This window comes from Arthrobacter pullicola, from assembly GCF_014836875.1.
Lineage (GTDB): Bacteria > Actinomycetota > Actinomycetes > Actinomycetales > Micrococcaceae > Arthrobacter_B > Arthrobacter_B pullicola.
In genome coordinates, this window is sequence record NZ_JACSQC010000002.1 from 319,357 (window position 1) to 335,563 (window position 16,207).

At 66.7% G+C, this 16,207-nt stretch carries 14 protein-coding genes; 6 read left to right on the forward strand and 8 right to left on the reverse strand.

The genetic code is table 11. The annotated features are described in order from the left end of the window. Positions 1–53: 53 nt before the first annotated feature. Positions 54–1,049, reverse strand: coding sequence for a stage II sporulation protein M (locus H9638_RS04755; RefSeq protein WP_191746059.1), 996 nt, complete (start codon positions 1,047–1,049; stop codon positions 54–56). Positions 1,050–1,222: 173 nt separating this feature from the next. Here H9638_RS04755 and H9638_RS04760 point away from each other — a divergent pair, with 173 nt between their 5' ends. Beyond that, positions 1,223–2,029 (forward strand): RDD family protein, encoded by an 807-nt coding sequence (locus H9638_RS04760; protein ID WP_191746060.1) that lies wholly within the window; start codon positions 1,223–1,225, stop codon positions 2,027–2,029. 66 nt (positions 2,030–2,095) lie between these two features. On the opposite strand, the gene ahcY is transcribed toward H9638_RS04760, so the two are convergent. The 3 genes from ahcY to H9638_RS04775 form a co-directional block, all read right to left on the reverse strand. After that, positions 2,096–3,580, reverse strand: a complete 1,485-nt coding sequence (gene ahcY / locus H9638_RS04765) for an adenosylhomocysteinase (RefSeq protein ID WP_191746061.1) — start codon at positions 3,578–3,580, stop codon at positions 2,096–2,098. Further along, positions 3,577–3,807 (reverse strand): Trm112 family protein, encoded by a 231-nt coding sequence (locus tag H9638_RS04770; protein WP_191746062.1) that lies wholly within the window; start codon positions 3,805–3,807, stop codon positions 3,577–3,579. Before H9638_RS04770 ends, ahcY begins: the two co-directional genes overlap by 4 nt. Positions 3,808–3,905: 98 nt before the next feature. Next, on the reverse strand, positions 3,906–4,307 hold the full coding sequence (locus tag H9638_RS04775) for a DUF3499 domain-containing protein (RefSeq protein ID WP_191746063.1): 402 nt from the start codon (positions 4,305–4,307) through the stop codon (positions 3,906–3,908). Between the two features lie 208 nt (positions 4,308–4,515). On the opposite strand from H9638_RS04775, the gene H9638_RS04780 reads away from it, so the two are divergent. Then, entirely contained in the window at positions 4,516–5,022 is a 507-nt protein-coding gene (locus tag H9638_RS04780; protein ID WP_191746064.1) for a metallopeptidase family protein, read from the forward strand. 71 nt (positions 5,023–5,093) lie between these two features. Here the strand turns inward: H9638_RS04780 and H9638_RS04785 are convergent, their stop codons facing one another. Genes H9638_RS04785 through H9638_RS16935 form a run of 3 tightly spaced genes read right to left on the reverse strand, consistent with a single transcriptional unit; the run spans position 5,094 to position 11,151 of the window. Next, entirely contained in the window at positions 5,094–6,695 is a 1,602-nt protein-coding gene (locus H9638_RS04785) for a DUF5719 family protein (protein WP_191746065.1), read from the reverse strand. Beyond that, complete coding sequence (locus tag H9638_RS04790; RefSeq protein ID WP_191746066.1) at positions 6,695–10,579, reverse strand: glycosyltransferase; 3,885 nt, start codon at positions 10,577–10,579, stop codon at positions 6,695–6,697. Before H9638_RS04790 ends, H9638_RS04785 begins: the two co-directional genes overlap by 1 nt. 29 nt (positions 10,580–10,608) lie before the next feature. Next, complete coding sequence (locus H9638_RS16935; RefSeq protein ID WP_263599407.1) at positions 10,609–11,151, reverse strand: WhiB family transcriptional regulator; 543 nt, start codon at positions 11,149–11,151, stop codon at positions 10,609–10,611. Between the two features lie 264 nt (positions 11,152–11,415). Here H9638_RS16935 and H9638_RS04800 point away from each other — a divergent pair, with 264 nt between their 5' ends. Then, complete coding sequence (locus H9638_RS04800; protein ID WP_191746067.1) at positions 11,416–12,123, forward strand: TIGR03089 family protein; 708 nt, start codon at positions 11,416–11,418, stop codon at positions 12,121–12,123. Here the strand turns inward: H9638_RS04800 and H9638_RS04805 are convergent. Beyond that, the gene (locus tag H9638_RS04805) at positions 12,101–12,667 is read right to left on the reverse strand and encodes a GtrA family protein (protein WP_191746068.1); all 567 of its coding nucleotides are present in this window, start codon (positions 12,665–12,667) and stop codon (positions 12,101–12,103) included. The genes H9638_RS04800 and H9638_RS04805 overlap by 23 nt on opposite strands. 225 nt (positions 12,668–12,892) lie before the next feature. Here H9638_RS04805 and H9638_RS04810 point away from each other — a divergent pair, with 225 nt between their 5' ends. Genes H9638_RS04810 through H9638_RS04820 form a run of 3 tightly spaced genes read left to right on the forward strand, consistent with a single transcriptional unit; the run spans position 12,893 to position 16,185 of the window. After that, a complete protein-coding gene (locus tag H9638_RS04810) occupies positions 12,893–14,029 on the forward strand; it encodes a 5-(carboxyamino)imidazole ribonucleotide synthase (RefSeq protein ID WP_404799634.1) in 1,137 nt (378 codons plus the stop codon). After that, complete coding sequence (gene purE, locus H9638_RS04815) at positions 14,026–14,553, forward strand: 5-(carboxyamino)imidazole ribonucleotide mutase (RefSeq protein WP_191746070.1); 528 nt, start codon at positions 14,026–14,028, stop codon at positions 14,551–14,553. The genes H9638_RS04810 and purE overlap by 4 nt, the downstream gene beginning before the upstream one ends. Positions 14,554–14,562: 9 nt before the next feature. Continuing rightward, a complete protein-coding gene (locus tag H9638_RS04820) occupies positions 14,563–16,185 on the forward strand; it encodes an LCP family protein (RefSeq protein ID WP_191746071.1) in 1,623 nt (540 codons plus the stop codon). The last annotated feature ends 22 nt before the right edge of the window (positions 16,186–16,207 follow it).

Consider the following 16,207-nt stretch of genomic DNA (forward strand, 5'->3'; position numbering starts at 1 on the left):
TTCCGGGTGCCACCCCGAATCGTGGCAGGCCGCTTGGGCGGGGCCGTGGAACTTCAGGCGGCCCGGACCGCGGCTTCACCGGCGTCACGGGCGAGCAGGTCGCCCCGGTACCCGGCCGCATAGGCCCGCTTCCCCAGGACCAGCGTGTAGGCCCAGTACCCGGCGAGCACCAGCGCCCCGATGCCTATCCGCAGCCATGCCGGCAAGGCGCTGGGAGTCACGAAGCCCTCCACCAGCCCGGAGATAAAGAGGACCACCACCAGGCCCAGGGCAACAGTCATCAGGGACCGGCCTTCCTGTGCCAGGGCGGTCACCCGGGTTCGCGTCCCAGGCGCAACGAGCGCCCAGAAAATCTGCAGGCCTGCGGCGGCGGCGACGAAAATGGCGGTCAGCTCCATCAGCCCATGCGGCAGGATATAGCTGAAGAACGTGTCCAGCTCCCCAAAAGAGGCCATCGTCCCGCCGGCTGTGCCGACACCGATGGCGTTCTGGTAGATGACGTATGGCCCCCAGATTCCGGTGACACCGAAGGCGACCGCCTGCAGAGCGATCCACGCATTATTGGTCCACACCATGCCGGCAAACGACGCTGCCGGGTTCTCGGAGTAGTAGTTTGCGAAGTCCGACTCCACGTAGCGGCGAAGCTCGGCGTCCGTCCCCATGGCGGCGAGCACTCCGGGTGTATTCACGACCCAGTATCCAGCCAGCGAGGCGACCGCAAGGAAGAGCACCCCGATCACCACGGTCATCCACCGGACACGGTAGAAGGCCGCCGGGAGTGAATAAACAAAGAATCCGGCAACGTCTTCCAGGAAATTGGACCGGGCTCCGGTGAAACGCGTCCGGGCACGGGAGAGCCGCATGGACAGCGCTGCGGAGTAAGCCCCCTCGGGCGCGGTGGAACGAATCACCGACAGGTGTGTCGACGCGCGCTGATACAGCAGCAGCAGTTCGTCAGCTTCCGCACCGGTGAGCCGGCGCCGTGCGGTGAGCTCGTCAAGCCGCTGCCAGTCTTCCCGGTGCACGGCGGCGAAGGCATCCATGTCCACGCCTCCACCCTAGCGGGAACAGGGCCAGCCCCGATCCACAGCCACGCGTGATCGGAGAAGGTTCCGGCAGCGCCTTCTCCGCCCGGAGACGCCCCTGCTGGGTAGAGTGGACTGCGAACGGGCCGCAGCCCAAACGGGACAGCGGAGAAGCATGGGGGAAGCATGAGGCTGGTATGAGTACGGTCGTGACCGGTGAGGCCGTAGTCCTGGAACTGCGCGCGGCGTCGTTCGCGGCCCGCGCCCTGAGCACGCTCATCGACGTGATCTCCCAGCTGCTGCTGCTCTTCCTGCTCTTTTACCTGGTCGGAAACACCTTGGACGGCGCCCTTGATCCGGCGCTGACCCGCGCACTTCTGCTGGCCGCCGTCGTGCTGGTGATCCTGGTGGTCCCGGTCGCTGTCGAGACGCTGACCCGCGGGAAGTCGCTGGGCCGGCTGGTCATGGGCCTGCGGATCGTACGCGACGACGGCGGCGCTGTGCGGTTCCGGCAGGCGTTCACCCGCGGGATCCTGGCAGTCCTGGAAATCTACATGCTGGCCGGCTCGCTGGCTTTTCTCGTGGCAGTCTTCAATGAAAAGTCCAAGCGCCTCGGCGACATGCTCGCCGGCACCTACGCCATGCGTGAGCGGGTGAAGGCTGCCCCGCCACCCGTCACCGTGATGCCGGCTGAACTGATCCCCTGGGCCGCGCTGGCGGACATCGGCCGCCTTCCGGACCCATTATCCCGGCGGGCGGCCCGGTTCCTGGCTCAGGCTGAACGGATGACACCCCCGGCACGCACTGCCATGGGCACATCGCTGGCCACCGAAGTGTCAGCGTTCGTTTCTCCGCCTCCCCCGCCCGGAACTGTCCCGGAATCCTACCTGCGGGCGGTGATGGCGCAGCGGCGTGACCGCGACTTCGCCCGGCTCAGCGCCCAGCGCGTGCGCTCAGGCCAGGTCGCGGAGCGGCTGCACCGGCTCCCGTTCGCTGACCGTTAAAAAGCACCTGCGGCGCCGCGGGTATATCCGCTGCGCCGCAGGTGTTTTTGGGCGTTACCGGGCTGCTTAGTAGCGGTAGTGGTCCGGCTTGTACGGTCCGGCCACGTCCACACCCAGGTATTCGGCCTGGCTCTTGGTGAGTTCGCTGAGCTCGACGCCGAGGGCTGCCAGGTGGAGGCGCGCAACCTTCTCATCCAGGATCTTGGGCAGCACGTACACCTCCTTGGCGTACTCCGGGCTGCCGTCTTCCTTGGTCTGTCCGTACTTGGTGAACAGTTCGATCTGGGCAATGGTCTGGTTCGCAAAGGAGTTCGACATCACGAAGGACGGGTGCCCGGTGGCGTTGCCAAGGTTCAGCAGCCGGCCTTCTGAGAGCACGATGATGCTGCGCTGGTTGTCAGTGCCCTCATCGAAGATCCACTCGTGGACCTGCGGCTTGATCTCGACCTTGCGGATGCCCGGCACGCGGGCCAGCCCGGCCATGTCGATTTCATTGTCGAAGTGCCCGACGTTGCCCACAATCGCCTGGTGTTTCATCTGCGCCATGTGGGACGCCATGATGATGTCCTTGTTGCCAGTGGTGGTGATGAAGATGTCCCCCTGGCCCACAACGGATTCCAGCCTCGCCACCTGGTAGCCGTCCATGGCAGCCTGCAGCGCGCAGATCGGGTCGATTTCGGTCACGATCACCCTGGCCCCCTGCCCGCGCAGCGCCTCGGCTGCGCCCTTGCCGACGTCGCCGTAGCCGCAGACCACGGCGACCTTGCCGCCGATCAGCGTATCGGTGGCACGGTTCAGGCCGTCCGGGAGGGAGTGCCGGATGCCGTACTTGTTGTCGAACTTGGACTTGGTGACCGAGTCGTTGACGTTGATGGCCGGGAAGAGCAGCTGGCCGTCAGCGGCCAGCTGGTAGAGGCGGAGTACCCCGGTGGTGGTCTCTTCCGTGACGCCGCGGATGCCCTTGGCGATTTCCGTCCACTTCCCCGGTGCCTCGGCCAGCGACCGGCGCAGGGTGTCCAGGATGATCGTGTACTCGTGGGAATAGTCCGGATCGTCCTCGGACGGGTTGGCCGGAACCGCACCGGCAGCTTCGAACTCCACACCCTTGTGCAGCAGCAGGGTGGCATCGCCGCCGTCGTCCAGGATCATGTTCGGGCCACCCGAGCCTTCCGGCCAGGTGAGGATCTGCTCAGCGGTCCACCAGTACTCCTCAAGCGTCTCGTTCTTCCAGGCGAAGACGGGCACACCCTGCGGATCTTCCGGGGTGCCGCTGCCGACGACCACGGCCGCCGCGGCCTCATCCTGGGTGGAGAAGATGTTGCAGGAAGCCCAGCGGACCTCGGCGCCCAGGGCGGTCAGGGTTTCGATCAGCACTGCGGTCTGGACCGTCATGTGCAGGGAACCGGCAATCCGGGCTCCGGCCAGTGGCTGGCTCGGGCCGAATTCGCGCCGCAGGGCCATCAGCCCGGGCATCTCGTGTTCGGCCAGCCGGATCTGGTGGCGGCCGGCTTCGGCCAGGGACAGGTCAGCTACTTTGTAATCGATGCTCACTGGCGGTGTTCCTCGTTCCTGGTGGTGTTCTCGGCTGCAGGGTTGGCTGCAGCTGTTTCTTCGGCCGGCACCAGCAGCACGGGAATGCCCTCTTCAATGCGGTAGCGGACCGGCTGGCCATCGGGCCCCGGGGCGGTGGAGATCAGTTCATCGCCAGCCTGTTTAAGCGGCGAATGAGTCTGCGGGCAACGCAGCGTGTCCAGAAGATCGACGGTCAGGTTAGCCATGGGTACAGCACTTCCTTGCGAAACGGTTGATGATGCGCCGGCCGTGGTTCTCCCGGCTGATGATTCCAGCCTAATGGTGATCGGACTGCGAGGCAGGATCAGCTCTGTTCGCGGACATCTTCGCGTAATACCCGCAGGTGGGACCGGCGGCCCGTGGAGAGGTCCGCCGGTGGCTCCAGGGCGTGCCTGCCGCTTCGCCGGGCCGGCTCGTCATCCGCTTCCGGCTCTTCTGCCTCGGCTTCGCGGACAGCATCGACCAGGGCGGAGAGTTCGTCGGGACCCGGGGTGCGTGGCTGGTTGCCGAGATCCAGCCGGAGGACTTCCCAGCCCCGCGGTGCGGTCAGGCGCTGGGCATGCAGCTCACAGAGGTCATAGCAGTGCGGCTCCGCGTAGGTTGCCAGCGGGCCCAGGACTGCGGTGGAATCGGCATAAACGTACGTCAGGGTAGCGACGGCGGCCTGCCGGCACGCTGAACGTGAACAAAGACGTAAGGATCCCACGGAGGAACACTTTACCCTTGCGCCTGCCGGCAGCGTGCAGCCACGCCGCACCGCCTCCAGACCATGATCACCCGGGATCACTGAGCCGGCCGGAGCGCTGAGCTTGCCGGAGCACTGAGCCGGCCGGAGCGCTGAGCTTGCTGGAGCACTGAGCTTGCTGGAACGCGGCGAACTCCCCCGGCGGCGCCCTCCGGACTAGAGTAGGGGCATGTCCCCAGGATCGTCCTTTCGGATAAGGCTCGATGGTGGATCCGGCGCCGGCGCCGCGGATCCCGTATCGCCGCGTCCTTTCCACCAGCGCAGGCGCAACCGCCACGGCCGGGGTCTTCGCGGCGAGCTGCTTCCGGCCCACCTTGCTGGATCCCGCACCCGGGCGGAACGCTTCGATGAGTGGGTCATGGAGTCCGCGCAGCGGCTGGAACGCCTCTGGGGCGAAGACATCCAGTCCTATCAGTTCGTTGTCCAGGAAATCCCGGATGGCCTTGAAGAGCTGGTGCGCCGGGGCGGTTCCATTCCCTTGGCCTCCTCTGCTCCGGGCAAGGGACCCAAGCCGCCGGTTATTACGGTTTACCGGCGCCCGGTCGAGTGGACCGCCCGGGGACTTGTGCCCGTCAGCGAGTTGATCCATGACGTTGTGGTGGAACAGCTGGCCGCTCTCAAGGGCATGGACCCTGAGTCGATTGATCCCACCTACGGGCGGTTCCGCCCGCTCTAGCAGCCCTCCGCAGGAGCCGTACCCCGCTGCCAGCGGGGTACGGACAGCAACACCGGAAGCTCCCGGACTGCCTAGTAGCCGATGCCGATTTGGGCGCTTCTGCTGCCGGCGCTTCCTTCCGGGAGGGGCAGCACCGAAATGCCCGGTCCCTCCCCCGTGACCAGCTGCGCACCATAGACGGCTTCACCCACCGCTGTGACCAGGACACCGGCAACCTCCCCGGAGCCGATGTCCGCGGACTTCAGGGTCAGGGTGCGCCCTGCGGGTACTGCCACAACTTTCTCCGGCTGCAGGTTCCCATCAGCTCCGATCGCCCGGAGCCGGACTTCAGCGGCGCCGTCGGGGGCAGTCAACACCAGTGCGGAGCTGCTGCCGGGGACGGCAACGGCCAGGTGTTCACTGCCCAGGCGCGCGTCTGCGGGGGCCACCGCAAGTTCCACCCGCTCCCCGGGTTCCGTGCCGCGGCTGAAAACCGCCGCTGCGGTGAAGGCAACATCGGAGGACAGGTCCAGGGAATAGGTGCCTTCCGGAAGGTCCGCCAGCGGAATTTTGCCCACGGTTCCGGCGGGAACGCTGAAGACTCCGCCACCGGGGATCTGGACTTCCCCGTTGGAACCGAAGACCCGCAGATGGACCACTGCGTCCGTACTGCCCGGAACGGCCACGTTCAGCACGGACGCCACGGAGCCGTGACCGTCCTGTTCGGCCAGCTTCCGGATGGTTTCCGGTGATTGGAGGGCTACACCGGTAATGACCTGGCGCGGCGACGGGGCGGCCGTGGGCTCAATGATTTCCACACCGCCGGGGGTCAGCCCGCGCAGGATGCTCTGCTCAATGACCGCTGTGACCGGTCCGCCGGAGCTGCGTACGCGGACGGCGGCGGCCTCTTCGTTGGCGGCGAGGCCGGCCAGGATGATGGAGCGTGTTTCGCCCGGCGCGATGACTATCCCGCGGCTGCCGCCGGTCTCGATCCGCCCCGTTGAACCGTGCAGATCCAAGTCAACTGTTGCCGGCGTTACCGAAGGGTTGGAGAGCCGCAGCACCGCGGTGGCGCCAACTGTGGTCCGTGCGCCGAGAAGCCACATGTCGTTGCCCGGCGTCTGGCAGTTGGCGGCGGCCAGCCCGGCCAGGTCGCCATCTGTGGCTGAATAGCCAAGAACTGCGTTCGCCGTGGCCGGGGTCTTTCCGCTCGGTTCCGCCTCCAGGGCCGTAACAGTGCCGACCGACTGGTTCTGCAGCACACCGGCAAGCCGGGTCCCGGCCAGCGGCGCCGTTTCTCCTGCCTTAAGTCCTGCCAGGGCTTTTCCGCCGTCCAGCTCACTGAGGTCCGCGGCGGGGAGGGACGAGCCTGCCGCGCCGAGCACGACCAGGCTGACCGCGGTGGCAGCCGATTCGGAGACCGGGCTGTACTCAGCGTCGGTGCCGGAGACATTTCCTGCCAGCAGACGCAGCGGCTGGGGGCACACTGCGGTCAGCGCACCCGCAGGAACCTCGGTGGCCGGAGGCTGGACGGCGATGCCTGACCCGGCCGGCGCAGCCACCGCACCGGCTGTAATCAGAGCACCGGCGGCTGCCATAAGCACGACGCCGGAGGAGACGGTGTAGGCCGTTTTCCGACGGGTCTGGCGGCGGCCTCGTGCTGCGGACCGGGTGTCTTCACCGGAACGCTCCATCAGCGGACTCCTTCGTGTGAACTTTTCGCGGATGCGCTCCCGGCGCCGGCAGCTTTTTCGGGGCTGGCCGCCGCTCCGGCGTCAGCTGTTTTTCCGGTGACAGGAGACTTTTCAGGGCTGGCCGCCCTCCCGGTACCAGCTGATTTCCCGGCCTCACCAGCTTTGTCAGGGCCGGCTGCCGTTCCTGCGTCAGCTGATGCCCCTGCGCCGGCTGACTTACCTGCGCCGGCTGATTTCCCGGCGTCGGCGGCCTGCGCGGGTTCTCCGGAGACTGGCTTTGCCCGCCGGTTCCCCGCCTTGGCCTGGGCTTTTGATTCTTCCTTGGTCCGCAGCTTCGCCGCCTTGGCCTGGGCTTTTGATTCTTCCTTGGTCCGCAGCTTCGCCGCCCTGGCCTTGGCTTTGGCCTCGGCCTTGTTTCCGGCGGCCTTGCTGGTACCGGCAGCCTTACTCCCGGTCTCCGCCGCCGGCGCCTGGTTCGTCCTGCGGCTGGCGCTGCGCCGCGACGTCCCTGCCGGCCCCGGGGAAGCCCCCGAAACTGCGGTATCCGCGGAACCTGGTTCCGGCCCCTCGTCCGGTCCGGTGCCGGATGTTCCAGGCCCGGACGTTCCGGCACCTGCCCGTGCGGGACGCTGTTTCCCGGGCAGACGGATCACACCGGAACGCACCGGCGTGGGTACGGCCAGGAGAAGGGTGAGTCCGAAAACGATTACCTGCACGATTTCGGTATACGGTTCCCAGACACTGCGGTAGTCCACAGTCAGGGTGCCGCCCTCGGCCGGCAGGATGAACGCCTGCGCCCATCCATCGGTTGCCGGCTCAAGCCGGGTTCCGTTAAGGCTGGCCTGCCATCCGGTGTTGGCACGTTCGGCCAGCACCAGCTTCCTGCCTTCTTCGCCGTCGGGTATATCGGCGCTGACAGCCGTGCTCTCCGACGGAACGAGCGCCACCGTCTCACCCGCCGCATCCTGGATCCGGACGCGGGCAGTCTGTCCGGCGACGGATTCGGTGCCCTGTGCGTCCAGGGTTCCCACTACGCGCCACAGCCAGCCCGAGCCGGTCTGCCCCACGGCGGTCAGGCCCGGGACAGCGTCCATGCGGTCTGCCAGCAGTTCTGCAGCAGTATCGGAGGTTTGCAGGACCACGAAGCCGACCCCAAGCCGCGCCAGTTCCGGCCTCGGGTCTACTCCGGTGCCTGCAGTGATCACGGCGACGGCGCTGCGCAGCCCGGCGGTTGCTTCGTCGTCCGGGACAATGTTCTCCCGGCCGGGTTCTCCCTGCACAGCCCGTGCAGAATAGGAGGCATTCAATCCGTCAAGGGTGCTTCCCCCGGAGCGCATCAGGGTGGCAGTGACATCATCGCCCGGCCCCATGGAAAGCACGAGTGCGCGGGTCTGATCCGGACTGTTGCCCCGGTCTGCCGCCGTCGCGGGAAGAATACGGGGATCGGTGGCACGTACGGCGAGGCGTGTCCCGGGCTGCACACCGCCCGTCCCGGCTTCGGATACGGCACCGGCCGCCTGCGGAATGGTCCATGGGGCCAGGCTGATTGCCGGACCAGCGCCCAGCAGGATTCCGATGATGACGACGCCGGCGGCGACCGGTTTGCGCTTGGACCCGTCAGCGGTCCGGCGGCGGGCCAGCAAGGCGTCCATGGCCAGCAGCGCCGAGCACAGCTGTCCAAAGACAGCCGCCGAGACGAGCGGGCCGGGGAAGGGCGTCACCAGGGCCGTCGCTGAGCTGCCGGTGGCCAGGTACGCGGAGGCTCCGCCGAGCAGAAGCGCGCTGATGCTGAGGAGCCAGGCCAGACGGGCGGCGCCCGAGTGGCGGGTGGTGAAGAGCGCCGCTGCGGAGACTGCCACGACCGGCGCTCCGACCAGCAGTGCCAGGACCAGTGCCCAGGGCCCCGGGGGAAGGAAGTCCAGGCCGGCCACCGGATCAGCGGCAGCAAACGCGGCCGGATATCCAAGCAGCTGCTGCCACAGGGCCGCCGGTTCGAAGCCCAGCGGCACTCCGGGATCAGCAGCGGCAGCGCGCAGGTTGTCCGACGCGGAGAGGATCACGGGCAGGAGCAGGGCGGCGGAGGGGAGCAGGCACCACCACAGGGTGCGGGCACGGGCACGCAGCCGGATTGACAGGACCAGGACGCTGAGTGTTCCGAGGACAAAGAGCAGGGGTGCACTGGCAGTGAGGATGGCGAGCAGCAGGCCTGCTGCTGCGGCCGCGGTCCAGCTCGGCATGCCGTTCACGCCGGGCTTGCGGGGCTGCGCGCCGGACTCCCGCTGCGGATGGGATTCATCTTCGGCCTGGCCCAGCCCGAGGGCCCGGGACATCGCCAGGGCAGTCAGGGGAAGCAGGATGTGGGCCAGGAGCGCGCCGAGCCGTCCCTCGCCAAGGGCCGTCTGGAGTGCGGGCAGGGCACCCCAGAACATGGCGGCCCAGAAACGCAGGCCGCTGCGGCGGGTGACCGCCCCGGACGCGAACCAGGCGCTGAGCCCGGCAAGCGGCATGGCAAAGATCACGGCGACGACGACGGCGGCGTTGGCGTTGCCGAAGCCTGCGGCACCGAGCAGCCAGAGCACATAGTCGAAGGGATCACCGTGTCCGGGATAGCCGGCGCCGGTTTCTGCCCACCAGCCGCTGGCGTTGGCCCAGATCTCGCCCAGCGTCCCGGAAACAGGCAGCAGAGCGCCGCCGGTGAGGGCAGGCGCTCCAATCAACCGGTGCAGACCGGTCAACGAGGCCACCGTCAGCAGCGCCACAGCCGCGAGGGCACCGGCACCGACCCAGCTGCGGGCGGGACCGGCCAGGGCGGCGAAGTCATCGTTCGCGTCACCGGTTGGAACGTAGGAATCGACGGCAGGCGTGTCGTCAGCCGGGTGGGCCTTAGCCGCTGCCTCGGATTCATGGACGGAGCGGCGGTATTCACGTACTTCACGCGGCCCTGTGACCAGGGCGCGGACGGTGCTGCGCGGCAGCCTGCGCGTCGCAGCGGCAGCCTTGCGGGAGCGGTAGAGATCCACTGGCCGAAGGACTCCGGCAATGCTTGAAACCAGCGCCCCGGCTGCATACCCGGGATCCTTCGCGAGCATCCCCAGGAAGAACCTGCCCAAGCCGCCCAGCACTGCGCCCAGCGCCAGGAACGGGACCTGCCATCCGGGGGCGTGTTTGAGGCGAAGGAAGATCTCCGCTTTCCGGGCAGCGCCGGCGCTGGCGGCCGTATTGGTCCGGTTTCCAGCGTGGCGGACCCGTGCCGAGGGCACCACGACTACGCGGTTGCCGGCCAGCCGGTTCCGCCAGCAGAGGTCAATGTCGTCTCCGGTGCCGGGCAGCGCCGGGTCAAACCCTCCGAGGCGTTCCCAGACATCACGCCGAATCAGCATTCCGGCGGAGTTCACTGCGAAAATATCGCTGCGGGAATCGTATTGGCCCTGGTCGAGCTCATCAGCATCGATCATGGTCAGGCGCTCCGCCCACCGGCTCACGGAGACGCCTACGTCCACGAGCTTGCGCGGGTTCTCCCATTCCACCTGCTTGGCGCCGGCAATGGTCACCGACGGCGCCACTTCAACGGCCCGGAGCAGCTGCGCCAAGGCGTCGGGGTCCGGTGCCGAATCGTCGTGCAGCAGCCAGAGCCATTCCTGAGCCACGTCGCTGTCCGGGCGGGCCGGCAGCTGCGACAAGGCCGCCTTGACGGCGGCGCCGAACCCGGCGCGGGACGGTGCGCCGGTTACCGGGCTGCCAACCGGCAGTCCGAGCTGAAGAAGCGAAGCGGATGCATCAGCGGAGCCTGCGTCGACGCCAAGGCAAAAGTCTGCCGGACGGGTCTGGGCTGCCAGGGCGGAAAGCGTTTCGGGAAGGTACTCGGCGCCGTTGTGGGCAACCACAACGGCACATACGCGGACGTGCGAAGGAATTAGACTGCCTGCTTCCGAAGACGCCGGCGTTCCCGCTCGGACAGCCCGCCCCAAATACCGAAGCGTTCGTCATTGGCCAGTGCATACTCCAGGCACTGGGACCGCACGTTGCACGCGGCGCAGACTTTTTTCGCATCGCGGGTGGATCCGCCCTTTTCCGGGAAGAACGCTTCGGGATCTGTCTGTGCACAAAGTGCGTCCGCCTGCCAGCCGAGCTCGCCCTCGTCCGCATACCCGTCGCCCAGACCCGGAAGCCCGATCCAGATTTTCCGTTCCTCTGTTTCTGCAGGGGCCTGGAACAGGGAGACCGGCGGGTCCAACGGATCGTCGTCCGGGGCGCCCCCGGCCAATGCCTCATGAGCCGCGAGGAAAGCCGTGGCAGCAGACTCAAGGTTCCCCCCGGCGCCTTCCCGGTAACGGTCCGCGGCGTCTGGGTCCGCGGGATCGACATACCAGTCGACAGGCACTCCCCGCGAGCCGTAGCTCGTGGAAGCCTGCGCGGCGACGTCCGGCCGGTCCTGCTTCATTTCTGCTTGCCCCATGGAGTCCTCCCGGTGTAAATGCTCCAACAGCGGATATCTGGATTCACCCAAGCGACAATCAGCTTGCTGTGTATGCGTGTCGGTAATGGTTTGCTGGAACAATCCGTTCCCTAATTACACGCGTGTAATACGATCCCGTCAAGCTGTTTCGGCATCCTATAGAGTCTGAACCGTCCCGCGGTGGCGCGCCACGCCGTAAATTTTGCCCAACACGGCATGTCGCGGTCCGCCAAACAGAACATCCGCCCCACGAAAGCGAAACCCATGACGGAAAACCCGGTCCCATCCATACTGTCCACGCTGCGGACAGAGCAGGCAACCTCACCTGCCCTGATCTGGTATGGGCCGGACGGAGAACGTGTCGAGCTTTCGGGACGGGTCCTGGACAACTGGGTTGCCAAAACCTCGAATTTTGCCATCGAAGAACTGGATGTGGAACCGGGTACCACCGTGCAGCTGGACATGCCGGTGCACTGGAAGAGCCTGGTCTGGGCCCTTGCTGCCTGGCAAACCGGCTGCCTACTCTCCCTATCGGCCGCAGCACAGGCCGGCGTTAGGGTAACCGCGGCAGAACCTCAAGCGACCGCACCGGGCGAGCTGGTGGTTGCGGTGGCGCTGCCCGCCCTGGCGATGGCATGGCCGGGGAGCCTCCCGGCCGGCGCCGTGGACTACACGGCAGAAGTCCGGTCCTTCGCGGACGTCTACACCGGGCCGGCTGCCCCCGCAGGGGCCGGGGATGCCCTGGCCGCCGGCCCCGGGGGAACGGCCGTTCCGTTCAGCGACCTCATGGCGCCTGCCGCCGGCGGACCGCAGGTCCTGCTCGCGCCGGCAGAGGCCGGCCTCACCAAGGTCCTGGGGGCAGCACTGGACACTTGGTCCACCGGGGGCACAGTCATCCTTTCGGGCGACGGCGTAGAGGTGCCGGCCAGGACGCTGGCGGCTGAGCGGGTTACTGCTCGGCTTGGGGTTTGAGTTGCTTGGGGGCCTCTGCCGCGGCGTCTGATGCAGGGGCCGCGTCGAGTTCCTTGGAAGGGTCCAAGGTCATTTCCATGGCCAGTTCCCGTGCCTCGTCTTCCGCCGAACTGTTGAAGACCCAGTAGCGGTAGGCAAAGAACCGGACGACGGTCGCTACCGCAATGCCGATAACACCGGCCATAAAGAGGGTGCCGTTGTCCGTGATGCCCATGGGGTGGCGGGCAATCCAGGTGAAGCCGGTGGAGATGAAGATGCCGATCCCGTTGATCAGGATGAACTGCACAAACTCACGGGCCACGTTGCTTTGCCTGCGGTGGCGGAACGTCCACCACCGGTTCGCCACCCAGGAAAAGAGCGTCGCTATGGTGGCTCCCGCAAACCGTGCTTTTGCCGGGCTGCCTTCCATGATGGAGTGCATAAAGACCCAGGTCAGGCCGTTGTCCACCACGAATGCGACGGCACCGACCGTGCCGAACTTCGCAACCTCGCGCCAGAATGCAGACGCCAGTCCCCTAAGCCAGGAAATAAATGTTGTGATCATGACCCTCCGCGGCCAAACATGTCCGGGCGGATATGCCGGCCGGACGGAACTGCCGCCGTGCAGGGCAGGGCGGAAAGAACATACTTTACCTGCCCTTCGTGTGAATTCGCCGGGTATCAAAGCTTGGGCAGCATGACGCGGAGCAGGAAAGGCCGCTGGTTTCGGTAACCTGTAGAGGTGAGATTTCCAATTATTGGCGTTGTCGGCGGTGGCCAGCTGGCCCGGATGATGGCTCCCGCGGCCACGGAGCTTGGTTTTGAGCTGCGTGTCCTGGCAGAGGGTCCGGACGTATCCGCCGTAGCTGCAGTGTCCAACGCCGTCGTAGGCGATTACACCGATTACGGGACGCTCCTGGCTTTCGCCCAGGGTGTGGATGTCCTGACTTTCGACCATGAACACGTCCCGGGGGATCATCTGCGGGCACTGCTGGCTGAAGGCATCAACGTCCAGCCGGGCCCCGACGCCCTGCGCCATGCCCAGGACAAACTGGTGATGCGTGCCGCCGTAGACCGTTTGGGTTTGCCCAACCCGCGCTGGGCGGCCGTGTCAACCGTTGAGGACCTGGTCGATTTCGGCAAGGCAGCCGGATGGCCGGTGGTGTTGAAGACTCCCCGCGGAGGTTATGACGGCAAGGGCGTGCGCATCATCGAGGACGCCTCCGGCGCTGCCGGGGCAGCCGACTGGTTCATTGGCTCTCCCCTGCTCGCTGAGGAGAAGGTTCCCTTCACCCGCGAGCTGTCCGCCTTGATCGCACGGACGCCGGGCGGCGAGAGTGCGGCCTGGCCGGTGGTCCATTCGATCCAGGTCAGTGGCGTGTGTGACGAAGTCATCGCTCCGGCGCAGGACCTGGACCCGGCCACTGCAGCGGCCGCCTCGGCCGCTGCGCTCCGGCTGGCGGACGAACTTGGCGTCACCGGCGTTATGGCTGCAGAACTCTTTGAAACCCCCGGCCGCGGCCCGGGCTTCCTGGTCAATGAACTGGCCATGCGCCCGCACAACTCCGGCCACTGGACCATGGACGGCTCCGTCACCGGACAGTTCGAGCAGCATCTGCGAGCTGTCCTTGACCTTCCGCTGGGCGCTGCCGATCTGCTGGGCGGCGTCACCGTGATGAAGAATTTCCTGGGTGGGGACAACCCAGACCTTTTCAGCGGCACAAGACTCGCAATGGCGGCCGAACCGGCTGTGAAGGTACATAATTACGGCAAGTCGGTGCGTCCGGGCCGGAAGATCGGTCACGTCAACGTTGTGGGAGCCACCGCCGCGGATCTGCCCTCCGTCCGGCGCAGCGCGGAACGGGCTGCGGCCATCATCCGCGACGGCCGTGAACCTAACCCCGTACAGAACGAGGAGTTGTCATGAGCACCGCCAAGACGCCGCTGGTCGGCCTGGTCATGGGGTCCGATTCGGACTGGCCGGTGATGGATGCCGCGGCGGCAGCCCTGGCTGAATTCGGCATCCCCTTCGAGGCGGATGTTGTCTCCGCTCACCGGATGCCCGCCGAGATGATTGCCTACGGCCAGGAAGCCCACACCCGCGGGCTGCGGATCCTCATCGCCGGCGCCGGCGGGGCTGCGCACCTCCCCGGCATGCTGGCCGCGGTTACCCCGCTCCCGGTGATCGGCGTTCCGGTCCCGCTGAAGTACCTTGACGGCATGGATTCCCTCCTTTCGATCGTCCAGATGCCGGCAGGAGTCCCCGTAGCAACCGTCTCCATCGGCGGTGCCCGCAATGCCGGACTGCTGGCGGTCCGGATGCTGGCCTCGGGTACGGACCCGCTGGCCGCGAAACTCCAGCAGCAGCTCATCGACTTTGCCGGTGAACTCCGCCAGAGTGCCATGGCCAAGGGTGCACGCCTGCGGACTTCGGTCACGGAAAGCGCCTAAGGACTGCGGATGGGCAGGACAGAGACGAGAGCCTCAGGAGCAGTCTTCACGGATCCGGTCCGCTATCCGCAGTCCGCATCCCCGCAGGTACGCACCAAGCGTGCGTTTGTCCTCCTGCTGCTGACCCTGCTCCTGCCTGGGTCGGCACAGGTTGTCGCCGGCGACCGCCGGCTGGGACGGCGTGCCCTCCAGGTCACCTTTACCGTCTGGGCCGCCGTCATCGCGGTGCTGGTCCTGGCTTTCACCAACCGCATCCTGCTGGTGAACATCTTCACCAGCGGGTGGAGTTCGTTTCTGCTCATGGCAGCCCTGGCGTTGCTGGCCGTTGGCTGGGCACTGCTCTTCCTGAACACTTTCCGCATCATCCGGCCACCGCTGCTTCAGCGCAGCGTCCGCCCCGCGGTTGCCGGTGCCTTGGTGGCACTGATGGTCCTCACCAGCGGCGGCCTGGCCTACGGCGCCTGGCTGCTGAACGTCAGCCGCCAGACATTCAGCAGCATTTTCGCCTCCGGTCCCGCGTTTGAACCGGTGGACGGCCGCTACAACTTCCTGCTGATGGGCGGCGACGCCGGAGCAGACCGCACGGGCCTCCGCCCTGACAGCATGTCTGTTTTCAGCGTGGATGCGAAGACCGGCCAGATTGTCACCTTCGGCCTCCCCCGTAACTTCCAGAACGCTCTCTTTACCGAGGATTCGCCGCTCTGGCAGGTATACCCCGAAGGCTATAACTGCGGGGACGACTGCATCCTGAACAGCCTCTACCAGGTCGTCACCGACAACCACTCCGACCTTTACCCGGACTCCACGGATCCGGGTGCCGAAGCCATGATGGATGCTGCCGGAGGAATTCTTGGCCTTGAAGTCCAGTCCTACGTGATCGTGGACATGGAAGGCTTCTCCACCCTGATCGATGCCATGGGCGGGGTCAAGATCAACGCCGGCGGCTGGGTTCCCATCACGGCAGCGGAAATCCCCGGCACCAACCTGCACTACCCGCCGGACGGGTGGATCGCGCCCGGGGTCCAGACGATGGACGGCTACACCGCCCTCTGGTATGCCCGGTCACGGGAATTCGTGACCGACTATCACCGGATCGCCCGCCAGCAGTGCGTCCAGCAGGCCATGGTGGCGCAGCTGGATCCGGCAACCCTGCTCACCCGTTTCCAGGCCATTGCCTCGGCTGGCGAACAGGTGGTGCACACGGACATCCCCCAGGACCAGCTGGGCAGCTTTGTCGACCTTGCCCTGAAGTCCAAGGACCACGACGTGCAGCGCATGACCATCGGCCCGCCTGATTTCGGCACGGCGGCCGATAATTTCGTCACCTACCCGGACTTCGAGCTCATCCACAGCCGGGTGCAGACAATGCTTGCCGAGTCTTCGGCCGCGGCCGAGGAGCCCGGGGAAACAGGCGCTGAAGCCGGGGATACTCCCGCCCCCGCGGCCCCAGCGGAGGACGACGGCGCCGCCGCCGATACACCCCCGGCGGCTGCGCCTGCCACCGAACCCGAGACCGCGGCGCCGGCCGGCCCGGAAATCACTGAGGAGTATCTGCAGGAGCTTGCTACGATCGGTGACACCGCCACGCTTGGCATGCTGCTGGACAACAACGGCGACTGCAGCGCCGGCTAACCGACGTTCGCGGCATACCACT